Source organism: Staphylococcus sp. HMSC061G12 (assembly GCF_001838465.1).
In the GTDB taxonomy this organism is placed as follows: Bacteria; Bacillota; Bacilli; order Staphylococcales; family Staphylococcaceae; genus Staphylococcus; species Staphylococcus simulans.
The window spans coordinates 50274-76757 of record NZ_KV837157.1; the positions used below are offsets into that span (position 1 = coordinate 50274).

Here is a 26484-nt window from a genome sequence, read left to right on the forward strand (position 1 = left end):
GTGAAGGTCAACTCATTTTCTAATATTTTTCACATCTTAACAATCAATTTCAACATTTTTAACAAACTAAAAAACGCAAATGATATTCACATACCATTTGCGTTTTGATTCATTATTTTTCCTTCATGTGTTGTGCGATACGCTCGTCGATGTAGACCCAGCCTTTCCAGCCGATGTGGACTGCATCTGTGATGACATAAGGTTCATAGTCCTTATCTGTCAGGTCATAAATTTGGCCACCGTTTTCAGTAACGACACGGTTGATTTTTTCATAAACAGGTTTACGTTTCTCTAAATCAACACCGATGTGATCATACCATTTTCCATTTGCGGGAATACTGATATATTCAACATCTGCCCCTGCTTCTCTCATTGTATCTACAAGTAATTTCAAGTCATTAAACTCTGGTGAGTTGATATTGAATTCATAGTCACGTTTAACACGACGTTTATTCGCTTGAATTAATTTCCAATACTTATCTCGGATATGGTATTCATTCGATTTTGAATGCGCTTCGCCATATTGTGTCGCAACATCTCTCATTTCTGACCATGATGCTTTTTCACTTGTTACAGGTTTTACATGTTCTAAAGGAACGTCTTTAAAATTAGCTAAACTTTTGATTGCTTCAATTTTAACTAATTGATTCTCTTTAAAATTAGAAATATAATTGCCATCCGTTTTGCCATTATGCTTTACTGTTGCTTTTAAAAAGTCTTTATTGTGGACGTGTTTGAATTGCAGCAATCGTTTCGCATAGCGTTGTTTCAGTTCATCACTCATATTTTTTTGGTGGAACAATTGATTGATTTGGTTTTGGGAAACACGTGCATCAAAGTTTTGATTCGTCAAACCATGATTTGTGAACCATTGCGGTGAAATAATGAAAGCAATTTTCTTTCCTTTTAATTCATCATAATTTGATGCAAGTTCAATACCATTGACTAAATCTGTATTCCCACCGGTACCGATTAAGAAAGGTTTACGTGATGCATTATGTGAATTTAATGCAATCGCCGGGTTGAATGGATCATCTTTCTCTAATTCACTTGAACCATAAATCGGGTAAAATTCATCGTTGTGTTTAAATAAACGCTGCTGTATTAAAGTTCCTTTTAATACTTGGTCAGTCAATGACACACGATTTTCAGCAAGTGTTTTTTGATTAACGAGTCCAGTAAACCAGCTCGCTGGCAGCAATACAAAGATAATAAAAATGGCACCGCTGATTAATATCGGCAAAAATGGCTTTATTTTTGAACTCATTTAAGTTCTTCTAAAGCTTCAACAATTTTATTAGGAGTCGCCCACTCATCACGATCAAAGTCCATAATTGAAACTTCGATACCTAATTTATTTTGAATTTCTAATAGTAAGCCTACTGTTTGGAATGAATCGATAATACCTTCTTCAAAAATTTCAACATCTGGATTTTCTTTAACGATATCGTTCTCTGCTACTTCTGCTAATAAGTCTAAAACTTGTTCTCTAAATTCCATAATATTATTAAATCTCCTTTATTAAATCAATTTACCTGAAAAGATTAAGAATCCGAAAGTGACAAAGTGGAATGTGATAATAACACTGAGTGCTGTTGTGAACTTGTTATTAAAGCGAGGCGGATGTGTCTTACGCCAACGTTCATAATAACCATAACCAATAAAGCCTGCCGCATGGTATAAACCATAAACAATGTAATAAATTTCGATGCCATGCCAGATACCCATGATAAAGAAGTTGATAAAGAACGCGACATTCGACATTGCGAATTGACTCTTTAATAATTTCTTTTTAGACATGTAGAAGAGCGATCTCATATAAATACAATCACGGAACCAGAATGATAACGTCATATGCCATCTGTTCCAGAAGTCTTTAATATTCTTCGCTTTAAACGGCTGGTTAAAGTTTGGCGGTGTTTTGATACCGTAAATGTAACTAAACGCAATTGCGAACAAACTGTAACCTGCGAAATCAAAGAATAAATACATGCTGTAAGCATACATATATAACCAATAGTTTGTGAAACCATGTAAGTGCAATTGCAACGGCATTACACCGTATTGATTCACAAAATACGCGATAATATATTTATATAAGAACCCTAGCATAATCATATGCACTGCTTTTAAGATTAAACCACGGTATTCATCTTTAGTCGGTACTTTTTTATCATCTTTTACAAATCGTTTATAGCGGTCAATCGGTCCAGATGAAATCGTCGGGAAGAATGAAATGAATTGGAAAACTTTCCCCCACTTAATTTCTTTAATAGAACCGTCACGAATTTCCATAATCAACTGTACACTTTTAAAGGTAACATAAGAAATACCTAAAAAGCCGACAAATTGGATTAATTTATGTTCGTGGAATTGAATTTGCTGACCACCGAGCCATGTACTTGTCAATACTTTAACAATGGCTAACGGCAAAATTGATAATGCCATCACGATAAAGAATTTTAAGAAAGTATTCTTCTTAGGTCGCGAATGGTAATACCACATAATTAAAAGTGCTTGCCAAACCACATATATTATAAAGCTAATCAGTTGGATACTTAAATATTTCTGCCCGAACAAGTTCAACTTATCGGAAGAAAAGATAATCACAACCATGATTGCTGTACTGATACCATTATAAATATAGCTTCGCTTACCTAAGAAACCTAAGATAATAACAGGTATAAGAATAATAAATGCAATCAGGAAGAAACTAAACATACCATAAGGAATCATGAATTCAATTCCTCAGCGATTTGTTTACGGTCTAATTTACCGTTGTTTGTTAATGGTAATTGATCCATCCATACAAATTTTCTTGGAATCATGTATTCGGGTAAGCTGGATTTCAATTGTTGTTTAAGATCATGCGAATACTGCGCATTGTCTTCCACTGTTTGTGTCGGTACGACTGCGCCGATTAATTGAACGACTTTGCCGTTTTTATAAATCGGTACGACTACCGCTTCTCTCACTAAATCTGACTGTCTCAACAATGCTTCGATTTCTTCAAGTTCCATACGATAACCATTCATTTTGATTTGGAAATCGATACGTCCTTGGATGAACCATTGATCATCTTCAAATTTTGCTTTGTCTCCTGAACGATAGACACGTACGCCATCGACGTTACTGAAGACTTCTTTAGATTTTTCTTCGTTTTTTAAATAACCTGCGCTGACACTGTTGCCTGCAATCAGCAATTCACCTTCCTCTGTTGTAGAAAGTGTTGTGCCAGGGCGTGCTTGGCCGACTGGAAGCGGGTTGAAACGTTCCAAAATTTCTTGTGTAATCTGTACACTAGTAACCGCTACAGTAGCTTCTGTCGGACCATACGTATTATAGACTACTGCAGATGGGAAGCGTGTAAGCAACGCTTGTGCAGTACGATGCGGCAGAATTTCTCCACAAAAGAAGAACTCTTTCAAGCTTGGATATTGTTTTTCATCTAATGTTGGCAATAATAAGCACATTTCAATAAATGAAGGTGTTGAAACCCAAACATTGATTGGAGTCGCTTGTAACATATCATTCAGCAATTTAGGCTTTTTAATCATGTCTTTATCTACTAAATTCAATGTACCACCAGTAACTAAACATGGATAAATTGCCATCACTGATAAGTCGAATGAAAATGGTGCTTGGTTCAACCACTCAAGATTTTCACCGAATTGATTCAAATCTTTCATCCATGTCGCAAATTCAGTTAAGCTTGCATATTCAATTTGAACACCTTTAGGTTCGCCTGTTGAACCTGAAGTGAAGATTGTATAGACCACATCTTCAGCTTGCATACGTGGTTCAAATGAAGCATTTGAAGCTGTTTCTAAAGCTTCGACAGTTAAGACTTTGCCATGTTCAAAAGTTAATGCTTGTTCTGATACATCAAAAATAAATTCAGGTTGTGTTTTTTCAATAATCATTGCCGTACGATCTTCAGGTACTGAAGTATCAATCGGTACATAACCGCATCCTGCTTTAATACCAGCCATCATCCCTACGATCATATAAGGTGACATATGGCCATATAACACAACTGGTTTTTGACTCTCTTCGATAAGAGAAGCCAATTGGTCAGATTTCTCATCTAATTGTTGATACGTTAAAGTATCATCGATGTGTCTTACCGCCACTGTATCCGGTTGTTTATCTGCAAAATGTCGTAATACACTAATAATATCTGTCATAACTATACTCCTTTAATTAGAATTCATTGTATATAAAGTTATTGTGTGTGTCTCCTGAGCCATATATCAAATACAATGTAATAAATATCGCTAAATAAAGAGCAGTCAATAAATATGGTTTTAATTTGTTAAATGTTTCTGAAGTAGTATTTTGTTCTTTGGATTTCATCTTACACCCCTCTATCTCGGTCATCTTTTTCTCTTTTTTGCGACTCAATGCTTCCTGCTGAATGTCTTCTCCAATTCAACAAAATTATAATTCATTATAATCTTTTTCTCATGTATTTTCAATTGTATATTGGAAAAACCATACAATCTTTTTCATTTGTTCATAATTAATACAGACCAAGTTTGGTGTTCTGTACCAATGCGCTATCAGCCGGTTTTATATCTATTAAATGCACTAATATTTTAGCATTTACAGTTTACTTCTCTTCGGTTGGAAATACAATCCTTTCCACCCTAACAGAATTGTAATGCTTTTTATTTGCTTGTCACATCCGCCCTCAGCCCTATCACAAAATTAAAATGTAAAATAAGAAAAATGCAGTGATACACACTGTTCGTATGTACACTGCATTCTTTTTCTGTTTATTATTTATCAGTAACTGGTGTAATAGCCGGTTGGCCTTGCAGTACTGATTTCACATTATTAATAGAAAGTTGAATCATTCTATCACGCGTTACAACTGACGCACTACCAATGTGCGGTAAAGCAGTAACATTTGGTAATTGTAATAACGGATGATCTGCACGGATTGGTTCTTCTCTGAATACATCTAAACCTGCACCGCCGATTTCACCCTCTTTTAATGCTTGCAGCAAGTCATCTTCAACAACCGTTGCACCACGGCCGATATTGATAAATATTGCATCATTACGCATTTTCTTAAAGGCTGCCGCATTAAATTTATCTTTTGTTTCCTCTGTTAAAGGTGCTGTACATACGACAAAATCACTGTTTTCTAACAGTTCATCAAATGAGACATAGAGTACACCTAATTCTTTTTCAGCTCTACGGTGACGACTGCGGTTATGATACATCACGTTCGCTTCAAAACCTTTTAAGCGACGTGCAAAGGCTTTACCGATATCACCCATACCGAAGATACCTACATTGGAGCCATGGACATCTTTACCTGCAAGCAAGTAAGGTCCCCAGCTTTTCCATTCATCATCTTTAATATACTTTGCTGCTTCTACGATTCTGCGTGCTGTCGCAAGCATTAATGTGAAGCCGAGCTCTGCTGTTGTTTCAGTTAAGACACCTGGTGTGTTCGTTACGGTTACACCATGTTCTTCTGCTAAAGCAATATTGATGTTGTCATAGCCGACAGCCATGTTCGCAACGATTTTTAAATTAGGTGCCGCTTCTAATGTTTCTTCATCAATTCTTTCACTTAACGTGATAAATGCTGCTTCTGCATCTTTGATTTCTTCTAAGAATTTTTCGCGCGGCATCGGAACGAATTCTTCATCCCACATTTTCACATCCGCAAATTCTTCTAATTGTTGAATAAATTTATCTGGTACTTTACGTGTCACTAACACTTTGGTCATCGTAACACCTACCCTTCTAAGTCTTTGATTACCTCATTCAAATCTTTGAATGTGTAAGTTGGTTGTTGATCTTTTTCTGCTAATTCTTCCTTACTTGTTACACCTGTTTGTACATGAATCGTATCAATACCTGCGTTGATACCTGACATAATGTCAGTTTCATATAAATCGCCGACCATTGCGACTTCTTCTTTCGGCAAATTAATAACATCCATTGCCATATCCATAATAATCGGCTGTGGTTTACCGATAAACGTCGGTTGTACTTTAGTAGATGTTGTAATCACACTTGTGATTGCGCCATTTCCTGGTAAGAAACCACGTTCATTCGGAATTGATATATCTTGGTTTGTCGAAATAAACTTCGCACCATTACGCACACCGAGTGTACCTTGTGAGAATTTATCATAATCGACTTTAGTATCTAAACCGACTACGACATAATCCACATGTGTGTCATCAATCAATGTTAAACCTTGATTTAATAATGCTTGACGAAGTCCGCCTTCACCGATGACATAAATGGAAGCTTGCGCATTTTCTTGTTTAATATAATGTGCTGTTGCTAAAGCAGATGTAACTACTTCTTCTGGTTTCGCTTCAATGCCGAATCCAGCTAATTTCTTCACAACATCTTCTGGCACTTTAGTAGAATTGTTTGTCACATACAAATGTGGAATGTCGTGTTGGTTTAAATAATCAATGAATTGCTTAGCGCCGTCAATTTCATCAGCGCCTTTATACATTGTGCCATCTAAGTCAATCAGATAACCTTTGTATTGTTTCATTTATTTCTGGTCTCCTTTTCCAAATGCTGTAACGGGTACATTTTCATTGTTTAAGAAATTGATGACTTCATCAATAAAACGTTCATAGTCTTTAAGTGAAGCATCAAATAAAGGGATTAAATCTTTTGTATCTAATTGATCATATTGATGTACAAATCGTTTACGTACATCTACGGTTTGATTGATACCTTGTTGTGTTTCTTTAGAAATCACACCTTCTAATTCTAAAATATCAATGACATCTTTATAATTACCTGGATCTCTTAAAACAAAACCATCAATGACCATATTTCCGATATCTACGGAAGACTCAATCAGCATTTGTGCAATTCTTTCAAATGCATAATGGTTCTCTTTATTTTCTGAATAATCTTCTGTTAACTTTTGTAAGTAATTCAGCTTATACGTCAATTTATCTTTATCAACAAAATACATGTTATTCAACTCCTCATCCCCTCAATCATATCACATCTTTGCAGTACAAATCATTTCTGTTTATACTTGAGAAAAGAGAATGTACAAAGGAGTCAATGAAATCATGATAGAGATGTTTTTATACGATGATAACGAAGAAGCTGATGTACAATATGTTGGAATGGTCGGAGAAGAAAGTCGTTATGATTTAATGATGTTCCAAACCAATCGTCATTACGGAAAAGTACTGGTACTTAACATGCAGACAAACAAATTCGGAATTATTGGACCAGACGACTTAGCAGAAGATGGTTATATTGCTTATACATTAGGTGTCAGTGAAGCAGAGGGAGAAGAACTGACAGCATATTTAAAAGATGTCATCCCTAGTGGCACATTTGATAGTGGAGAGTACTAATATTAAACAGTAATAACAACTTTAAAATTGATATAACAAAAGGACAGCTATCGATCAGCTGTCCTTTTGTTTTTGGTCAGAAGGTAAACTTGGCGCAATTTTAACATCATGTAATTTATCTGATGCATTGGCTTCTATTTCTTCTTGTGCACGCAGTTTTTTCAGTTCACGTTCAGGAATGCGACGTAAAATAAAATAAGCACAACCGAAGTTGCAGTATTCTAGTAAGTAATCTTGAATCGTCGCAAAGCGTTTACTGATTTCTACTTTTTTATTAGAGTCTTTGTAAAAACCTTTGAGTCTTAATTGTTCATAGCCGAAGTCACCGACTACAAAATCATATTTATCTAGTATTTCTGAATAACGGTTCGCAAATTGTTCTTCATCGAAACAATCACGATATTGTTCGATCATTTCGAAGTATTTATCTCCTACTTTTATCATGTATGTCACCTATCAATTCTATTCTTGAGCATTTTTGCTTGTTTCAATGTCTCGTGTGTTATTGACTTCAATCTTGAAGATTTACTTATATTATACATTATAACAGTAGTTGAATGACGAAAGAAGCGGACTGATTCAGCCCGCTTCTTCCTCATTCAAATCTATACTTATCAATTATGCTTCAGTTGATTCGTTTAATTTTTCTTCACCAATACGTTGTTTTTCTTTCGCAGCTTCGTTAACTTGCTCATCTGCGTGGTAAGAACTACGTACTAATGGTCCAGCTTGGCAATGTTTGAATCCTTTTTCCATTGCTACTTTTCGTAATTTACCGAATTCTAATGGTGAATAGTATTTTTCAACTTTCAAGTGTTTACGTGAAGGTTGTAAGTATTGTCCAATTGTTAAAATATCTACATCTGCTGCACGTAAATCATCCATTGTTTCGTGAAGTTCTTCAATTGTTTCGCCTAATCCAACCATGATACTTGATTTCGTTGGAATATCTGGTTGTAATTCTTTAGAACGTCTTAAGAATTCTAAAGTACGGTCATATGTTGCACGCGCACGAACTCTCGGAGTTAAACGACGTACTGTTTCGATATTGTGGTTTAAAATATCTGGTTTAGATGCCATTAATGTTTCAAGCGCATCATAGTCGCCACCCATATCTGATGGTAAAATTTCAATTGTCGTATATGGATTGCGTTCTCTTACTTTTCTTACTGTTTCAGCATAAACGTTTGAACCTGCATCACGTAAATCATCACGGGCAACTGCTGTGATTACCACGTGTTTTAAGTTCATAATTTCTACTGACTCTGCTACACGTTCCGGCTCGTCTAAGTCTAATTCGTTAGGTAAGCCAGTTTTAACTGCACAGAAGCGGCAAGCACGTGTACATACTGCACCTAAAATCATAAATGTAGCTGTTCGGCGCTCACCCCAACACTCATGTATATTCGGACACTTTGCTTCTTCGCAAACAGTGTTTAAATTCTTCTCACGCATCATCTTCTTAAGACCAGTATAGTTCTCGTTCGTGTTCAGCTTTATCTTCAACCAGTCCGGTTTACGTAAAATCTCATTATTTTTTGTAGCCATTACAACACATACCCTCCTGTGTACTCATCTTCATCTTATTATAACGAATTTATAACAAAATGAAAACGCTATAAGTCATAATTCATAATTCTAATAATTTCTGTTTGAAAATATCTCTTAAAAATTCTGGCATCAAATATTCTGTCGGCAAGTTTTTAAATAGAGGGAAATAACGTCCAAACGTATACATATCAACAGTTCCTAATGTATAGATGTGATCATCAACTATCTCTTCCCCTTGAACAAAGAAACGAGATTCTGATTCAATATAACCCATTTGATATAAAATATAACCGCCGAAAATATCGCCTCTAAATCCTAAACCTTGCGCATGTTCGTGCATATACGCTTGTTCTTCAGCTGTTAAGATAACTTGTTTTAAATCACGGCCTGTAATTTTGATACGTACTAAATTAATCGGATGCGGCAACATTTGATGCACATCATATTCAGTGACGTTCGGCCCTTCGATGCCTTTGACTACTAACCCAGCGTTAATAATTGCACAATCTGCATGTGTGAACTCACATACACTTTCCGCAAGTAAATACGCTGTTTTGGTAATCATATCTGTCTTTCTTTTTAAGTTTACAGGATGATCAACTAAAGGCGTGCTCATCAATGCTTTACCTTCTTCTTTAAAGTTCGTTTCAACTTCTGGCAAGGTGTCTTCAGGATGCAGGATTGCTGTTTTATGTACGACTTTCTTATTTTCAATCGTTAAATTAACTTCACCTAAGAAATGACCGTATTTTCCTGCTGCTGCCATTAAAACACCATTTTTCATTTCGCCTTCTTCAAAATAATGATGGGTATGACTACCAAAAATAACATCAATTTCAGGAATCTCTTCACATAATTTACGGTCGAAGAAGATACCGCAATGACTCATGATCATCAATACATCATAATTACCTGCTTGTTTCTCTACCTCATCTTTTATCGCAGCCATCGGATCAGTAACAACCCAATCTAAAGCACGATAGAACGGTGTGAAAGGTGCAGTTGCGGCAACAAATAAGATACGTACACCTTCAATTTCTTTAATATAACTCGATGTAATATGGTGTGGCAAATGGCCATCTTCATCAAACACATTACTGCAAGTAACCGCAAAATCAGCATCTTCATATAATGCGTTTAAATCTTCATGTGAAATGGTCATCCCTTCATTATTACCGATTGTCGCAATATCACAATGTGCGTCATTTAATAATTCTATATTTTTAAGGCCATGTGTTGCTTCTGTTACAGGTGCTGATAAATCAACATGGTCGCCGATATCTATATAAAGTGAAGGATGGTCTAGTAATGGTCTATGCTCTGCCATATACGCAGCAATACGCTCGTAAGCATGCAGATGGCTGTGAATATCATTCGTATGATAAATCGTTAATTTCAAACTCGACGCCTCCTTTAAAGCAATGATTTAATAATAAGATAAACCCCTAATAACAGCATCACCGTTCTCAGTAAAGCAACTACTGTATTAGACTTGATAGATTGGTTGATTCTAACACCGATTTTAGCTCCGACATAACTTGAAATAACTAAAACAAGCGCATAATGCCAAGCAACGTGACCTTGGAAAGTATGTCCGATAGAACTCATCACACTAGAGAAGAAAATCATCATCATACTTGTACCTACCGCAACGTGCGGTGGGAATCTGAACACTATCAACATTAACGGTGTCATCAAAGCGCCTCCGCCGATACCGAAGAGTCCTGTTGTAATTCCAATGAAAAATGTTACCACGAACGCAAATACAGGCGGCACGTGATAATGATAAATCGTCCCATCTTTATCTACATATGTTTTTTCATACTTTTTCTTTTCAAAGAGTTTGATCGGCTTAATTGAATTACGTACTAATAATAAAATCGAAACCAGAATCAAAAACATACCGAAGTACAAATTAAATGAATCTAACGTTAAATAACGACTGATAAATGAACCGAATAAGGAGCCTGGTAATAATCCGAATAAGAATATATAACCATTTTTAGTATCTACTTGCTTAGATTTTAAATACCCTAATGTAGACACTAAACCTGTCACAATTAAAATAATTGAGGAAGTTCCAATCGCTATTTGAGGCGTAATCCCATGGAGTAAATCATGTTCCACACCTAAATAGACTAATGTCGGAACTATAATTAATCCGCCTCCAATTCCGACAAGCGAGCCTAAAATCGCTGATAAGGCTCCTATTAAAATGAGTAAGAGAATACTCACCATATCATCACTTCCTAAAATAATTTAAGCTGCTGCGGTGCTAAGCCTTCGTAGTCAATACCAAGAATTCGTTGAAGTTCTTTCGCATTGTTTGCTGCGTGACCGCCTGAGTTGTTATTGAAAACTACATAAATCTTTTTAGCTTTTTGCTGAATAATACGCACATGTTGTGCAAGTTCTTCTAACTCTTCTGTTGTATAGTCATATAAATAGCGGACATCTCGCCACGCTTCGTCTGTCATGTCTTGCTTAGTCCAACCATGACGGTTACGTCCATGATAACGTACAAAGGCTGTATCCGTTGTAATGCGGTTGACGAAAGGTGCTGAACCTTCCCCGACTTGCGGTTCATCGACAATCGCATGAATCAAGCCTTGTTCTGTTAAAAAGGTTAAAGTATGTTCTTTCATCTCCCCTTCAAACCAAGTTTGATTTCTGAATTCTATACAAACCGGTACATGTTTTAAATGTTCACGTACATAACGTATGTAATTAATATTTTGAGTCTTGCAGTCAAACCATGGTGGAAACTGAACAAGTACCATCGCAAGTTTATCCGCTTCAATTAATGGTTGAATCATTAACTTGAACTCTTCAAATAATTCATTTCGTGTCTCAGCAAAGTCTTTAAAATCCGCATGCAAAGTCAATGCTTGATGAATTTTCACCACAAACTTAAAACGATCGGGTGTTTCTTTTATCCACTTTCTAATGTTGCGTTCGGGTTGAATCGCATAATACGACGCATCTAATTCTACCACTGGAAAATGACTCGCATAAGTCTTTAATTTGTCTGTTTTACGACTTAGATCAGTATAAAGAGAATCGTGATCTCCCCACCCTGTCAGTCCAATATCTATCATACATAATCACCAATCTCATTCTATCATATTTTATGTCTAGAACCTGTTCACTTCATCTTAGAATTGAAGTAAAAATAAGTACTGCGCAATGAACAACGCAGTACTTATTACTCTTCATCTCTATGATTGAAATCGCATATCTTCAATTTGCTGCACTATAGATTCAACGACTTCATTCGCTTTACGACTTGTCGCAAGTCTTGGTGTCTGACCACTCCATAATGACATTAATGAGTGATCATGATTGGCAGTCGATGCTTTGCGGATTGCTGAAGTCAATTGGTTTTGAATTGGATATTCTGGCACTTCTCCACGAAATGTAGACAGGTAATCTACAAAATCATTACGGATACCTCGTGCCATTTTGCCACTGAAAGCATTTGTTAATACGGTTGATGTTTCTGTGCTATTTAAAATTGCTTGCTTATACGCAATATCTGCACCGCTTTCTTGTGATGTTAAGAAGGCTGTTCCCATCTGTACACCTGACGCACCTAAAATCAGACTAGCAAGTACCCCCCCTGCCGTCCATAATACCGCCTGCTGCGACTACAGGTATAGACACTGCATCAGCTACTTGCGGTACAAGTGAAATACTGCCAATCATTGGATATTCTCCATCTTCTTGTTTTAAAAATGATCCACGATGTCCGCCTGCCTCACTACCTTGTGTCACAATAATATCAATGCCTGCTTCTTCATTCACAATTGCTTCTTCAACAGAAGTCGCGGTACCCATCACAATCATATGATGTTCATGCATTTTACGAATTAAATGGACATCTGGAATACCGAATGTAAAGCTAACAATGGGTACGCGTTTTTCAATCAAGATATCAATTTGTTGTTCAAGTTGTTGTGTTTCAGATAAATTCACTACGGGTTGTTCTAAATCCAATGCACGACGATAAGGATTTAACCATGCATTCATTAAATCAACTTGCGCACGCTTGATATGTTTTTTACTCGGCACAAATAAATTAACCGCAAAAGGTTGAGTAGTTAATAATTTAACTTTATCTATTTCCTCCGCAAGTTTTTCTGAACTGAAATACCCTGCGCCTATCGTTCCTAAGCCTCCGCTATTACTCACACTAGCGACTAATTCAGGCGTTGTATTGCCTGCCATTCCGGCTTGAATAATTGGATACTTGATTCCAAGTTGTGCAGTGATTTTTGTATCTGACCACATATGTGAACACTCCCTATAAAGATGATTGATTCGCTTTTGGCTTTTGTCTATTTTTCAAACGTTCATCGACTTTATTTTGTTCATGTTGATCCATTTCATCTTCAATATCTAAACCAAGCAATTGCTCAATTAAGTCTTCCATCGTAATAATCGCATCCGTACCGCCATATTCATCTAATACAATGGCGATGTGTTTACGTGTCGCAATCATTTTACGCATGACCCACTCAGCTTTATTGTGCTCATTCACAAAAAGCGGTTTAGAAATATAATCTTCTAATGTTTTATCATAGTGACGACTCCATATTAATAAGTATTTTGAATGAAAGACTCCCACAATATTATCAATGTCTTCATCATAGACCGGATAACGTGTATATGGGTGTGACATAATTATTTCATACACTTCGTCATATGGTGTATCTTTTGAGAATGCAGTCACATTGACACGTGGTGTTGTATCTACATCTTTAACACGCAATTGTTGGAAAGTTAAAACACTTTGAAGACGATCTCGTTCATTCTCATTAAATGCCCCTTGTGCCCCTGCAATGGTTACCATTGTACGCACTTCTTCTTTAGACATGGTTTGGCTTTGGAATTTATCATTCGCAAGCATTCGGTTAATCAAACCAGTTAAACCATTTAAAATTTTAGTAATCGGCGTTAAGATTACCACGAATAAATGAATTACCGGATAGACTAATTTAGAAATCGCATCAGGATAAGTTGCTGCGATAGATTTTGGTATCACTTCTGAAACAATAATTACCACAACTGTAATCACTAAAGATGCAATTCCCACGTTCCAACCATGTTGTACAGCAAGAATAGTAACTAGCGTAGGCAACACGATATTCGCACTGTTATTTGCGATTAAAATCGTTGTGATAAAATCTCTAGGTTTATTTAAAAGTGCCAATAACCTTTTTGCCTTTGGATCTCCTTTCCTGCTTTCAGTCTGTAATTTCACTTTATTCGCAGCAGTTAATGCCGTTTCACTGCCAGAAAAGAAGAAAGAAACAAAAATTAAAATAATGATAGCTATAATCATGATGGCCGACGCTCCCTTAAAACTCTTATTGACTCTGTCAAAAAGCGTATATTTCTTATTAATTTCCCATCTCTCTATTTATGTAAACCGAACAAGTTCCACGCTTTTCACGAAGTACAATGATTAATTACCATTGTACCGAATTTTCAGATGAATTGTAGTACCTTTAAAAAATACTTTTAATAAAACAATCCCTCTAGGAGTAATACTGCACTTTAACGTTGGATATCTAATCAAGTAGATTTCAAGAAAATAAATTCAAATACACTACGCGTAGAAATTCCTTATAAAGATTGCACGATGGATAACATCATTCTTTATGCTATCTTTAGCGATGATAAGCAGACTATCACACTTTGTGACGATGGCTATACACTATTTAATTTAAAATCTCAAAAGTCTAAGTTGTTTGAGCAGAAACCAACACTTAAATTACTATACAAATACATTCAAACATTTAATGTAAATATAGATAAAAGCACTGAAGAAATCTATATTGAATGTGTTATACAGAATTTAAATGAATCACTTCAAAGTTTTACTCAGTCAATCTTTTGTATAAATAACTTATTCAACAATAAGACATCGATACAGAATTTATCTCTAAAAGATACAACTAACGACTTTTTATCATTTAATCATTTACTTTTATGAACTAAAATAAAGCCAGAAAGTAAGATACAGTGTAACTGTTTACTTTCTGGCTTTTAAAATAACTTTAAAATAAGTAAGTGAGATAGTAGATAAAATGAAACGCCATAAATATTACTGCACAAATTATAGAAATCGTGAGAAAACGATCTCCAACGACATCATTGTATTTTTTGATTTTCACACTACAAATTATACTTCCAATCGCAAATAACGGGCTGATAATTGTTAACAATATAAATACTGCTGCTAGAATCTTTAACAAAGTTGGATTATTCTTCATAGGTTTCCCCTCTAAACATTTTCTTTATTTTATCACTTACTTATACCACATTTCAGAATTTTACGTCACGTTAAATTTCAAAAAAAATGTATTAGTAGACTTTAACATGTCCTAATTTGCTTAATAAATTACCAAAAATCGTATTAACCCTGAACTTGTTTGACATGCCTGACATAATTCTCTTTAAATCTCGGTAAATCTCTATATTGTTTCATTACACTTATCTTTTCACTTAACTTCAGACATTAAAAAGCAGCACACATACGGTTAAGTATGCATGCTGCGTATTTTAATACTTATATTCAATGAACACTATTGGATTAACCGATAGAACCTTCCATTTCGATTGGAAATGAAGTTTTTTAGGATTTTTTGAAATTTAAAACGTTGATTTCATGCGATTTCAAGCACTTAAATTTTCTAAACTTTTTCTGTTTTTAAACAAAATGGTATCAAAAATGGTATCAAAAAAACTGCCTATTTAATGGTGGGATCTTACAAATTAAAAAGCGTCATCTGATGTAGGTTTGCGGGCTATATCAGATAACGCTTAAGGCGCAAAAAATTATATGAGTGAATAACACTCAATAACTACTATAACATTTCTCTCTTTTTTCATCAAAAAAATATATAATTTCAATAGTATTAACCATGCAATAATAAAAAAGAGGTTGCCGAAGCAACCTCTCCTTATTATTATTGCTTTACACACAAGACTTTTTCAACAACATTCGTAACATAAAAAGTGGTCATACCAATAAAAGTAAGGATCACTCTATTAAAGAGAAAATAAAGCAAAAAATAATAAGTAAGGCAATACCTAAAAAGGTATTGTATATCAAATAATAATACATTACTTTGATGCAGTCAATATAATGTATTAAAAGTCATGTACTAATCTAATTGATATGTAATAAAAATTGTCACTTGTGCATTTTAGGAAGGGAACACAAGTGACACAAAGCATATATAAAATAATAGAAATGGAAGTAATCAAACTTCAAGTTCACTTAAGCAAATTAAAGATGAACAAAGAATATTTTAACATATTTCCAATGTTAAGTAAATATTAAAAAGCAAATTTATTAGATTAGCAAAAATAAAACAGCACTATGTTGATGGTACTATTCATTTATGCTTATATTTACTATCAACTAAAAAAGAGGTTGCCTAAGCAACCTCTCCCCCTATTATCCATACTTAAATCATCAAGACTTTTTCAACATTCTAAGCAGAAGAAAATAGAGAAACAATAACACACGAACAATATCTTTTGATATTGTACCAATCATGTTAATACAAGTTTTTAATTTTGTCAAAAGACACACCTAAAATAGTTAAGTGGATCACATTATGTATGCCACCTCGAAAGGTGGCTGTGTTCTCGTTTGGGATAGATTAGAGAGAAAGTAACGAAAACACACAATAAAATAACAGAAATGCTTTGAATCTAGCATTAAGGAAGTAAGGATACAATATGCACATTGAATACATACTGCAAAAGCATAATAGCATTCTTCTTTTACATAATCAATGAAAAAGAGAAACTATTTAAATAGTTTCTCTACATAGATACCATATATCTAACCCACGTTTTTAATATAACATAAAAAACACCACCATAAAAGGTGGTAAGATTATGATTAGAAAATTATCTTCCAAAATATCTTCTGTTTAATATACTAACACAATTTGTTTAATATTAAAATAAGATAATAAAAAAGCTGCCAAAAAAGATAGCTTTCTATTCTCATGCATAATATCTATTTACACAATAGAATAACGAAGAGTAAAAACCATGTTCTATATTTATTTTACCATGTTTTTTTAGTAATTACTACCCTTTATTTCAATAAAAAAGAGAGCTACTTATAGGTAACTCTCAAATCATGCTTAAAGTCTATTTACACCTTAGAGTGTTGAGTTGTGAAAACAGTGTCTGAAAAAAATTATATCATAACTTTTTTACTAATACCACTCTATATTTCACTTTTTAATTACAAATACAATTATTCCGACAATTTCTTAAAGTACCGCTATTTGAATTATACTATACCATAAAAAAAGAGGGTTACCTATTTAGATAACCCTCAAGTCATGGACACTATCATCCACGAACTTACAATATAGTATCAATTGTGAAAAGAAACTTTTTACAATGACAACAGCGGTAAGTAAATAATAACATATTTATTTAACTGATACTATCCCAAAGTTCGCCCACACCATGATTAGGTGGTGCTAATTCGTTCCATGAATAACCTATTTTGTATAATTATTACTAACGGTATCGTTTATCCATTTTTGAGGATTTTTGTTATATTCATCGATGTATAGGTTACGTCTATTTAATGATGTTTCTAGGTTTGCGTATTGTGATGTTCTTACATAACCTTGTCTTTTTACCATTGCATAATAACTTGTTCCATCTGATACGATATTTTTGAATCCAGAAGCGCCTTTTTTATGTCGTTTGTTTAATGTGTTATCAGATCTAGTAACCCACCTACAGTTATCTGGGCTATAATTTTTGTCGTTGTTTATCCTATCTATTTGATAATCTTCGTTTGGACGTTCGCCCATATCTTTCATGAAGTTTTCGAAAGAATTTTCCCATCTTTTGCAAACTTGAATACCTCTTCCACCATAATTTTTATATCCTTTTGAGTTAGGGTTATTACATCTACTTTTCATACCTTTCCAAACTTTGTACTCAGGTGTATTGGATTTCCCATGTTTATTGTTATATTTTTTCATAAACTCAGATTGAACTTCACTGTTTAGACATCCACAAGATTTTATCCTGCCATTTTTTAAAGAACCCAACGGAACTACACTAGTGTTACCACAGTCACATCTGCATAAAAAAGCTTTGCCTCTGTTTATATTATCAACTCTTTCAATAGGTTTTAATCTATTGAACTTTGTTCTCAATATATCTTCATCTTTATTTTTATTATATTTTCTACAACCGCATGATTTATAGCGATTATTTTTAACATATGTACCAATATATTCTACTTCGTTGCCACAATCGCATTTAAACAAAAACTTTTTTCCTCTTTTATCGCTACCTATGTACTTTGTACACTCCAACATATTATATTTATCACCAACATTCATATTTTAACCACCTTGTTTAATAACTTCATAGTAATTATAACATGAAAAAAGCCGGGCATGTAGCCCAGCCTTTAATTAATACTTCCCCACAGTGGCCCTAAACTTCCGTCTGACTTAACCTGCCTTACTGGCATATATACAGTGTATCCGGAACTAGTCATCCAACTAATCCAAATAAAACCATCGTTGTTTTGAATTTCTGTATACCTAACAGTCTGACCTTTTTTCAGAACCCCAGCTTGTGGGTATTTACGACCTGGGCCAATACGTCGAGTAATAATGCCTTGAGGTACATTACAAGTGAAATTAGCAGTTTCTTTCTTCCACAATATGCCATATTTATTCTTGTTCCAACCTCTAGGTGTATTTACCATTTTAACTTTCTTCTTAGCACTACCTAGCCCAGTTTTGATAGCGCCACCGTTAATTGCCTCGGCAATATCTTTACAATAAGCGTCAAGATTGTTTTTAATGTTATTCATGTCATTATTATTCGTGATAAAACCTAACTCAACGAGCCTGTAGTTAATGCCGATTTGTTTTGCAACGTTGCAATTTAATAAATTAGCTCGACCAGTAATACCTCTGATTGTTCCGACATGTTTGTGAATTGCGTTTTGAATATTGCTGTCAATACTATCTGCCTTAGTGCCATAAGGAATAATAGTATGACCACCACTTGCGCTGCTACCTGCAGCATCTAAATGGAATTCAACGACAATTTCATACCCCTGTGACTGCACCCAATATAGCCCATAGTCTTTATAGTTGCCTTTATTCTGACCAAATGCAGTATCTTGGTACATATCTTGTGGCTGAGAATTTCCACCATATAATGCAACCTCATGCCCTTCTTTTTCAAGATATGATTTAACTCTTTTAGTAACGTTATTTCTAATGAAGTCACGTTCATTTGTACCATTTGCAACGGCGCCTGGATCGTTATATCCGTGACCTGCAACTAGCATTATTTTACGTTTTTTCAATGGTGTTTTAGCACTTACTCCTGTCTTAACACCTGAACCTGTAGGATTTGTACTACCATTTGTTGGTGGAATGATGAAGTGTGTGAGTCCTGCATAGTTATCCCATCTTAATTTAGCAGGTGAATTGGCTAATCCATCGTAGTTTTGTTCCAATACTTGCAATTGGGAAGTATTACCCCCATTATAAACGATACCAATATGACCATAAGTTGAATACATTCCGGTAGTCCAAACGGCAATCCAACCTTTTTTAGGTACAGTAGACACTTCATTTCTTATAACTTTCCAACCTTTAGGGAACGAATTTTTTGGCGCATCTTTTGCATTCCCCCATATTCTTGTTGCTCCCTCCGTCAAATCATATACATAAGCAACTGCCAAATCCATACACTGGTAAGCATAATACCCATCAAAATCTACATATTTACCAAGATAACCGTTGACTATATTGTTAATTTGATTTTGTGTTTTGGTCATCTTCAATCACCCCACTCACTTGTTCATTTGTATCAAGCATTACGCCTGAATTTTCAATACTATTATCATAATTTCTAACCAAACGGTTATTGTCTTCAATATCTCTCAGACCTTCTTCGAATTCAACTTCTCCCGCCATAACATCGTTAAATCCAGCGTAGGCAAATTCTTTATCAATCGCTTGATTCTGCCACTGAACCATTTCATCTGTATTATTACTATCTCTAGGCTTTGTATAAGTTTGTACAATACCACTGTCTTTAATACCTTTACTTGTCGGATCTACAATAACACCTAAGCCGACAAGTAAAGTAATAATTGTACCCGTTAAGGCACTCAATTGTTCTAACTGTGTGGATAAGTCTAACCCGAATAATTCTGTGACTTGTTTAATGAATAATAGTAAAGCGCCGATTATCCCAGTCAACACTGTTTTATTTTTAATTCTTAATTTCCAATTCATAAAATCCCTCCATATAGTAAAAAAGCCGATACCGAAGTACCGACTTTAAAAGAATGTTGCTGCAAATCCTAATGCTCCGACTAATACAGTAGATATAGCACCAATGATTGCAACCCATATCTGCATATTTCCTTTTTGCCTTTCAGATACAAAGTTTTCAATCGAATCTAACCTTTTTATTGTTATATCAGAAGTATGTTCAACGTCTTTGATACGATTATTAAATCCTATAAGATTGTCGTTGATTTTTTCCAAAGTCTTATTTGTAGTTAATTGGCTTTGAATTAATGCATCGTTACTATCGTTTAATCGTGTGACCAGTAGTTTTAAATCGTTATGCAATGCTATATGCTTGTTATCTACTTCATTAATCTTCCCATCTATATTACGATTCGCTCTTTCCCATTCATGACGTAGTACATATTTATCTTCGCTCGGCATAAATTTCGAAACCTCCGAAAAACATCAGCACTAAATAAACCCCTGAAAGTGTAGCGAATTGAATAGGAGATAACCAATTAATTGCGTTGTAAACACTTGCACTTGTTATAATAAAATACATAACGAATGATATAAGACTTCCGATTGTGATTAGCCAATAACTTTTTTGATTTTGTTTAGGTAGTAAATAACTTGCACACATTAATAATATGCCTGAAAGTAAAAACAACACACCCCATATCCATATCGGTAACAGGTTGTGTAATTCTCTATAAAAAGCAGAATCGCCTAAAATCGAGTCTTGCTCAATTGTCCAGAACAACCCTCTCCACAACGTGAATAACCCTGTTCCGAATAATAGGGTGCTTGCTATCATCTCTGATAGATTCAGCTTTTTCATCCATTCACCTGCTTTCTAAAAAAGTTAGGGAAAGAGGCTATACCTCTTGCACCTCGCCTTTTACATATACTTCACCTTTCTCATCATACATTTCACGTTCAATATTTTGTTCCACAAAATAAGTTTTAGTCCCATTGTTCAAAATAGTAGCAAGCATATTTTGAACCTTACAAGCTTGGATTACTTGTTCTTTTTCTTGAAATTTATAAGCAGTATTAGGCGAAGCCCCTCTGACGAAGCCATTCGAATAATTTTGCATTAATGCACTCTCTTCTCCATATTTATTAATTTCCACTAAGTAAAATTCCTTGATTCTTTCCATAATAAATTCCTCCTAAAAATTTGTATAAAAATAGTGGTATAAGTTACTCACTTACACCACGGTCATTTTCATCAGTATTTTGTTTGTTTTCTAATTCCTCTTGATACAATGCGAACAAAATTGCATTATCTTTTTCCAGCTCAGTGATTCTGTTCAATAAGTTGTTAATCACTTTATTTGGATCTGCTTGTAATTGGTTATTTTGATTCATTTATTTGTTCCTCCAATTCATCTACTTTTTCAATCAATTCTTGTATAGCTTTAGTATTCCAAAACAACACTTCATTGCCATCAAAACCATCACGATGTCTCCATTCAATCGGTATTTCTCTTTCAATAATAATACCGTGATGGTCACGAACATATTCTTCCTCTTTTTCAGATTTGTTTTTATAAGAATATAATTTTAGATCATTGCGGTATGCATCAAGCACACTATAATTCCACTCTTTAATATCATATTTATATCTCTCTGATGACATTGCTACATAGTTTTTGAAACGTATATCTTTATAGCCAATGTCCCCGCCGTTATAAAGTAAGTTGTTAGTAATTCTTACTTCACCTGTTGATGTACCGATATAAAAGTTGGTGCTTGTTGTACGGATACTTTCTGATTGTATCCATCTGCACTGCAAATCACCATATGTCGGATTACCGTTGTTATAACCTTTGTAGTCTGTGATACGAACCCTGTCATCAGCTTTGAGATACAAATAACCACTTCTTGATTGGAAATCCCCATAAAAGTTTCTTGCGTGAAAACTACCTGTTCCGATGTTTCCAAATTTATCTGTTGCATATACGACAGGTTCATAGTCCCCTTCAGTTTGTCCTGAAAATCCTGCCTTTTTAAATCTAATACCAGACCCCGCTTGACCTTTATCGTCATAGATTTCACCGAATAGCAATGTACCATCCGTATCTTTAGCATTGTCATTATCTTTGAGATAAAAACTGAATTCGTTAGTACCTGGACGAGAATAAACTTGAGGTCGAATATATACAGACGCTTCCCAAGTTTCAATATTTGTTGTATATCTGGATCGAGTATAGATACGACTATTTTCAGAGTGCAGGAATACAACTCCATAAGTAGACGAAAGGCGCACACCACGTGAATTATCATTAAATAAATCGTAATGAAATTCTAATGCACCAGCTTGTTCTGAACCGACGCCGCCGGACATCATTGTGGATAGTCCTTTTTCAGTCATATAAAGGTTATATCCTGTTTTTTTATTTCTGGAAAGAATATATCCATCTTTAATTCCAATTTCTGCACTAGGTGTATCAGTTACGCCGCCCCATGTCCTTGTGAATGTACCACGGGATAATATTTCTTGATTCTTGATTGATAAATAATTTGTAGTATCCCCGCCACGTATACCTAAGTTATTTACATTGATGTCTAAACCTTCTGGTGATAAGTTTAAACGATTAATGATTTCATCTTTACCGACTTTATTATTTACATTACCAGCTAACACTTGAAAATCTTTGTTCACATTGATATTGACACGGTCACCCTTCAACATAATGCCATCGGGGCCAACAGTATGTGATTGAATATTACCATTTTCATCATATGAAAGTGTCAGACCTGTTGTCGTATTAATAGATAAATCACTTATTACATTCGATAGTGTTTTCTTACTGGCGTTAAACTCTTCTTTTGTTGCACGTGCATTGATGTCAGTACCATTCTGATTAATCTGTGTTTGCATAACACTAAGCGTTTTATCAGTTTCTGCTTTTGTTTTATCAATATCTGCTTTGACATCTTCCGGTGCAGGTGTCCAGTCCGTTGCTTTATTTCCTTTTTCTATCTTGATATTTTCAATTGTAAATCGGTCGCCGTTGTTATTGTTGTAAAAACTTAAGTTCCAAACTGTACTGCTTTTAGTTGTTGATACTAATGGTAAAGTGAATGACAGCCTTTGTTTTTTATTGCCGATATTTTTAAATACCTTTTCTCCAAACATGAAATCAAAGTTGGTTAAAGTATCATATACTCTTAGTATTTCACCGCGTTCCATTTGCACATCAAAACTTATCGTTATGGTTTCGCCCAACTGTAATTTACTATGTGCACTTGTGATTAAAGTAGCCCAATACTGATTATAATTGTTCGAAGTATCATTGATAGCCTTTTTAATATTTACGCTGTTTTCTAATAAATTTCTGCCGCCGACCTGTACATTATTAATTGCTGTATTGATTTCATTAGTAGTCGCTGTCTTGTTATCTGTATATTCTTTGATGGTCACACGGTCATTAATCGCATTACTTAATTGTTGGCGTTGCGTGTCTGCGCTGTTTAAACGCGTGACTATATTATTTTGGTCTGCGTCGTAACTTGTTTGCGATACTTTACTACTGATTTGTTCCGGTAACACATCTAATTGCGCTTTCTGTTCATTGATTTGCGTTTGCAGCGGCTTGATGTTTGTATCATACATCGTTGTCAATTCTGTTTTGTCAGCTTTCAATGTTATAACGCCTTTAAGCTGCTTAATATCCGATGATTGTTGTGTCTGCGTTGTTGTAATTGGTTCAAGATTTTCATCGGTATAAGCTTGTGCTGCCTTTTGAGTTTCCTCTGCATATGCCTTAGCTTCTTCTAATTTTGCTTGAGCATCTGCGATAGCTCTTTGTTCTTCTTTAGTTACAACACCGTCTGCGTATGCTTGTAATTCTGTTTTTCTCAATGTGTCCTGGGCATCCGCATAAGCTTTTGCGGCAATAGTCGCCTCTGATTGCGCCTTTGTAATATTAGTTTGAACATCTTCTGGTGCTACTGTGTAATCAGTCGCAATCGTACCTTTTTCAAGTTTGATTTTATACCGCTTGAATATCTTATCCAATGTAGCTTTGTCTTTAGGGAAAAATGAAAAGAAATTATAATTTTTCAACGATACATCGTTATCAAAATTTCGTATCAATTTTCCTGCTGAATGTTCCCAACGTACACCTGCGTTTGCGTCATAACCATTTTTTGTAAAACCAAAGAATACTCCAGACATATCAATAGTTTTGTCATTATCTGTAATTGTTATGACTTTTTGTGTGTTGTCATCGCTTACTTTAATGTAGCCATACAAACCGGTGACATTGTAATAACCATAAGAAGTAGGTAACAAGTTGCGTCCGCCTACTTGAATGCCGTCTACCTTAGCACTCACTGCGCTGATGTTGCTGCTTAATTCATTCTTAGTTTGTGTTATCTTGCTGTTGACTTCACCGTCAATAAGCTGCTTTAATGCGGCGTCTTGGCCGTTAATATAGGTTTTCAACGCGCCTTCTAATTCTTGTTGACTTGGAATATCTGCAAGTAATTGACCTGTTTCAGCGTTCCATGTGCCGCCGATGCCTTCAGCTACTTTAGACATTGCATCATTGAATTTCTCATCTGTGTATTGAGATTGCAGTAATTTGAAACGATCATCTATTGCAATCTTAGCGTTTTCTAATGAATTGTATAGTGTTTTCAGCAATTCGCGATATTTTAAAAACAGTGCTTGTGTATCGACAAGTTTGCCGATTGTTGCTGTTTCTGGTGTCATACTTTCAAGATTTGTCTTGATAGTATTATAAACATTGATTGTACTATCTAAGTTTTGTTGAACTTGTTGTTTCAATATAGTATCGACAAGGTATTCACTGTCTATAACTTCATACACTTCACTTAATAATTTGCTGTGTTGAATGTTCAGGTTTATAAATGTGTTATTTAAATCATCGTACAAAGCTTTCTCGCGTGTAACTGCGTCAATATCATCAGCTTTTTCGGCAGTCGCATTTATCCACTGTCCGTTCCAGTATCTACGTAACACTGCTACTTTAGGATTACTTGTGTCTAACCACAACATATCATTGACTGGATTTTCCGGCGCATCTTGCGACTTAATAATTTTCTTTTCGAAATACTGTAATTGACTGTTGGTCTCCCTAACAATAGTATTTACATTGCTGAAGTTATCATTCATTCGTTGTCTAATATTACTAAGATGCTTATAAAACTCTTGTCGTAAATCATCTTCACGATATTCTTTATACTCGCCAAAGGAATATGTTGATTCTTTAGTAACCATGTCATAATCTTCAGCGATTACTTCAGCTTCTAAATACAACGGAGGCGTAAAATCTCTATCTTTGATACGTACCATATCGCCGATATGAACAACTTCATGTGGTTGGTATTCTTTTATATCTAGAGATGTTACTTCATAACTAATTTTTTCTTTTTTACGTTTGTTCAATTCAGTTGTACCTAATGAACGTAATCGTGCTTCAGTCATATTCTCATCTTCAGTTTCAGGTTCATAGATACCCCAAATATATCTTCCTGGCAATCCAAATTGCGCTTGGGCTTCATCATCTTTGACGGTTAAAGTAATACGTGAACCATCTTCTTTTTCAGGACCCACACATAATAATGCGGTATTAACTTCGCTCATATCAACAATTCGCTTTAAACCAGTTAAGTCTTTACCTTTAACTATTTCTTTACCTTGAAATATAGGATTTCGCTTACGCAGCACAACGTAGCGACCATCAACTGTATTACTACCTAACTCGATATAAAAATCAACTATCATATCGTAAGTCGTACACAATTGCACCAGTATATCGTAACGTGTATGAAAACCAGTCCATGATGTCGTACGTATACCCCCATATTCAGTAGCTTCTGACACTTGCCATCCCGTATCTTTCAATACATCATATAAGGCTTCTGTGGTTGTCTTTTTCTCAAAGCTCCCTGGTGCATAAGGAGGCGCACCGGTTATATCTTCTAAATATGAAGCTGTTGTTTCTATTTCAGTATATCCATCCATATCTTGTGAAATATGTTCGATAATAAATTCTCTATACTGACCAGTGCTATCTTGAATAATGACTCTATAATTCTTTTGCATATTTATAGCTCGTTCTGACAGTATTGTAAAGTCAAACGTTTCTGAGCGATTATTAATATCACGGTTATGTTTTGCGTTAATAATTGATGCGTCATCTTCGGAAATAAAGTCTATAATTTTATCTTCATAGTCTAAAATATGCAGCAAATTGCAA

General features: G+C 34.9%; 24 protein-coding genes and 1 pseudogene. 2 read left to right on the forward strand and 23 right to left on the reverse strand.

Translation table 11 applies throughout. From position 1 onward, the window contains the following. Positions 1-112: 112 nt before the first annotated feature. From dltD to HMPREF2937_RS11155, 8 genes are all read right to left on the reverse strand, one after another. Positions 113-1267: a D-alanyl-lipoteichoic acid biosynthesis protein DltD gene (dltD, locus tag HMPREF2937_RS11125; protein WP_023016015.1), complete on the reverse strand. Its 1155-nt coding sequence runs from the start codon at positions 1265-1267 to the stop codon at positions 113-115. After that, the gene (gene dltC, locus HMPREF2937_RS11130; protein ID WP_002481632.1) at positions 1264-1500 is read right to left on the reverse strand and encodes a D-alanine--poly(phosphoribitol) ligase subunit 2; all 237 of its coding nucleotides are present in this window, start codon (positions 1498-1500) and stop codon (positions 1264-1266) included. Before dltC ends, dltD begins: the two co-directional genes overlap by 4 nt. Positions 1501-1521: 21 nt before the next feature. Then, positions 1522-2736 (reverse strand): D-alanyl-lipoteichoic acid biosynthesis protein DltB, encoded by a 1215-nt coding sequence (gene dltB, locus HMPREF2937_RS11135; RefSeq protein ID WP_070864588.1) that lies wholly within the window; start codon positions 2734-2736, stop codon positions 1522-1524. Next, entirely contained in the window at positions 2733-4187 is a 1455-nt protein-coding gene (gene dltA / locus HMPREF2937_RS11140; RefSeq protein ID WP_070864589.1) for a D-alanine--poly(phosphoribitol) ligase subunit DltA, read from the reverse strand. Before dltA ends, dltB begins: the two co-directional genes overlap by 4 nt. Before the next feature lie 16 nt (positions 4188-4203). Beyond that, the gene (locus HMPREF2937_RS13350; protein ID WP_002481629.1) at positions 4204-4356 is read right to left on the reverse strand and encodes a teichoic acid D-Ala incorporation-associated protein DltX; all 153 of its coding nucleotides are present in this window, start codon (positions 4354-4356) and stop codon (positions 4204-4206) included. Positions 4357-4781: 425 nt separating this feature from the next. Further along, positions 4782-5747, reverse strand: a complete 966-nt coding sequence (locus HMPREF2937_RS11145; RefSeq protein WP_023016018.1) for a 2-hydroxyacid dehydrogenase — start codon at positions 5745-5747, stop codon at positions 4782-4784. A gap of 8 nt (positions 5748-5755) precedes the next feature. Continuing rightward, positions 5756-6535, reverse strand: a complete 780-nt coding sequence (locus tag HMPREF2937_RS11150) for a TIGR01457 family HAD-type hydrolase (protein WP_023016019.1) — start codon at positions 6533-6535, stop codon at positions 5756-5758. After that, on the reverse strand, positions 6536-6970 hold the full coding sequence (locus tag HMPREF2937_RS11155; protein WP_023016020.1) for a type VII toxin-antitoxin system HepT family RNase toxin: 435 nt from the start codon (positions 6968-6970) through the stop codon (positions 6536-6538). 103 nt (positions 6971-7073) lie between these two features. Between HMPREF2937_RS11155 and HMPREF2937_RS11160 the strand changes: the two genes are divergently transcribed. After that, positions 7074-7367, forward strand: a complete 294-nt coding sequence (locus tag HMPREF2937_RS11160; RefSeq protein ID WP_002481625.1) for a DUF3055 domain-containing protein — start codon at positions 7074-7076, stop codon at positions 7365-7367. A gap of 54 nt (positions 7368-7421) precedes the next feature. Here HMPREF2937_RS11160 and HMPREF2937_RS11165 read toward each other — a convergent pair whose 3' ends face one another. The 7 genes and pseudogenes from HMPREF2937_RS11165 to HMPREF2937_RS11195 form a co-directional block, all read right to left on the reverse strand. Beyond that, complete coding sequence (locus HMPREF2937_RS11165) at positions 7422-7811, reverse strand: YutD family protein (protein WP_002481624.1); 390 nt, start codon at positions 7809-7811, stop codon at positions 7422-7424. Between the two features lie 174 nt (positions 7812-7985). Next, positions 7986-8915, reverse strand: a complete 930-nt coding sequence (gene lipA / locus HMPREF2937_RS11170; protein WP_002481623.1) for a lipoyl synthase — start codon at positions 8913-8915, stop codon at positions 7986-7988. Positions 8916-8997: 82 nt separating this feature from the next. Continuing rightward, complete coding sequence (locus HMPREF2937_RS11175; RefSeq protein WP_002481622.1) at positions 8998-10317, reverse strand: bifunctional metallophosphatase/5'-nucleotidase; 1320 nt, start codon at positions 10315-10317, stop codon at positions 8998-9000. Between the two features lie 14 nt (positions 10318-10331). Then, positions 10332-11156: a sulfite exporter TauE/SafE family protein gene (locus HMPREF2937_RS11180; protein WP_002481621.1), complete on the reverse strand. Its 825-nt coding sequence runs from the start codon at positions 11154-11156 to the stop codon at positions 10332-10334. Between the two features lie 11 nt (positions 11157-11167). Next, a complete protein-coding gene (locus HMPREF2937_RS11185) occupies positions 11168-12016 on the reverse strand; it encodes a DUF72 domain-containing protein (protein ID WP_057510735.1) in 849 nt (282 codons plus the stop codon). 120 nt (positions 12017-12136) lie between these two features. After that, positions 12137-13208, reverse strand: a pseudogene (locus HMPREF2937_RS11190) (NAD(P)H-dependent flavin oxidoreductase). A 13-nt stretch (positions 13209-13221) separates the two neighbouring features. Then, complete coding sequence (locus HMPREF2937_RS11195; protein WP_002481618.1) at positions 13222-14262, reverse strand: hemolysin family protein; 1041 nt, start codon at positions 14260-14262, stop codon at positions 13222-13224. Positions 14263-14541: 279 nt separating this feature from the next. Between HMPREF2937_RS11195 and HMPREF2937_RS14275 the strand changes: the two genes are divergently transcribed. Continuing rightward, entirely contained in the window at positions 14542-14916 is a 375-nt protein-coding gene (locus tag HMPREF2937_RS14275) for a DUF1828 domain-containing protein (RefSeq protein WP_373879078.1), read from the forward strand. Positions 14917-17458: 2542 nt separating this feature from the next. Here the strand turns inward: HMPREF2937_RS14275 and HMPREF2937_RS11210 are convergent. From HMPREF2937_RS11210 to HMPREF2937_RS14095, 8 genes are all read right to left on the reverse strand, one after another. Next, positions 17459-18319 (reverse strand): hypothetical protein, encoded by an 861-nt coding sequence (locus HMPREF2937_RS11210; RefSeq protein ID WP_083326945.1) that lies wholly within the window; start codon positions 18317-18319, stop codon positions 17459-17461. Positions 18320-18390: 71 nt separating this feature from the next. After that, positions 18391-19782, reverse strand: coding sequence for an N-acetylmuramoyl-L-alanine amidase (locus tag HMPREF2937_RS11215; RefSeq protein ID WP_070864591.1), 1392 nt, complete (start codon positions 19780-19782; stop codon positions 18391-18393). Next, positions 19757-20245 (reverse strand): phage holin, encoded by a 489-nt coding sequence (locus tag HMPREF2937_RS13355; protein WP_083326946.1) that lies wholly within the window; start codon positions 20243-20245, stop codon positions 19757-19759. The genes HMPREF2937_RS11215 and HMPREF2937_RS13355 overlap by 26 nt, the downstream gene beginning before the upstream one ends. A gap of 45 nt (positions 20246-20290) precedes the next feature. Then, complete coding sequence (locus HMPREF2937_RS11225) at positions 20291-20686, reverse strand: hypothetical protein (protein ID WP_070469052.1); 396 nt, start codon at positions 20684-20686, stop codon at positions 20291-20293. Further along, a complete protein-coding gene (locus HMPREF2937_RS11230) occupies positions 20670-21086 on the reverse strand; it encodes a hypothetical protein (protein WP_070469054.1) in 417 nt (138 codons plus the stop codon). Before HMPREF2937_RS11230 ends, HMPREF2937_RS11225 begins: the two co-directional genes overlap by 17 nt. Before the next feature lie 37 nt (positions 21087-21123). Then, entirely contained in the window at positions 21124-21408 is a 285-nt protein-coding gene (locus HMPREF2937_RS11235; protein WP_060804518.1) for a hypothetical protein, read from the reverse strand. A 43-nt stretch (positions 21409-21451) separates the two neighbouring features. Continuing rightward, on the reverse strand, positions 21452-21619 hold the full coding sequence (locus tag HMPREF2937_RS13825; RefSeq protein ID WP_155974680.1) for a hypothetical protein: 168 nt from the start codon (positions 21617-21619) through the stop codon (positions 21452-21454). Next, positions 21606-26477, reverse strand: a complete 4872-nt coding sequence (locus tag HMPREF2937_RS14095) for a phage tail spike protein (RefSeq protein WP_070864592.1) — start codon at positions 26475-26477, stop codon at positions 21606-21608. The genes HMPREF2937_RS13825 and HMPREF2937_RS14095 overlap by 14 nt, the downstream gene beginning before the upstream one ends. Positions 26478-26484: the final 7 nt, after the last annotated feature.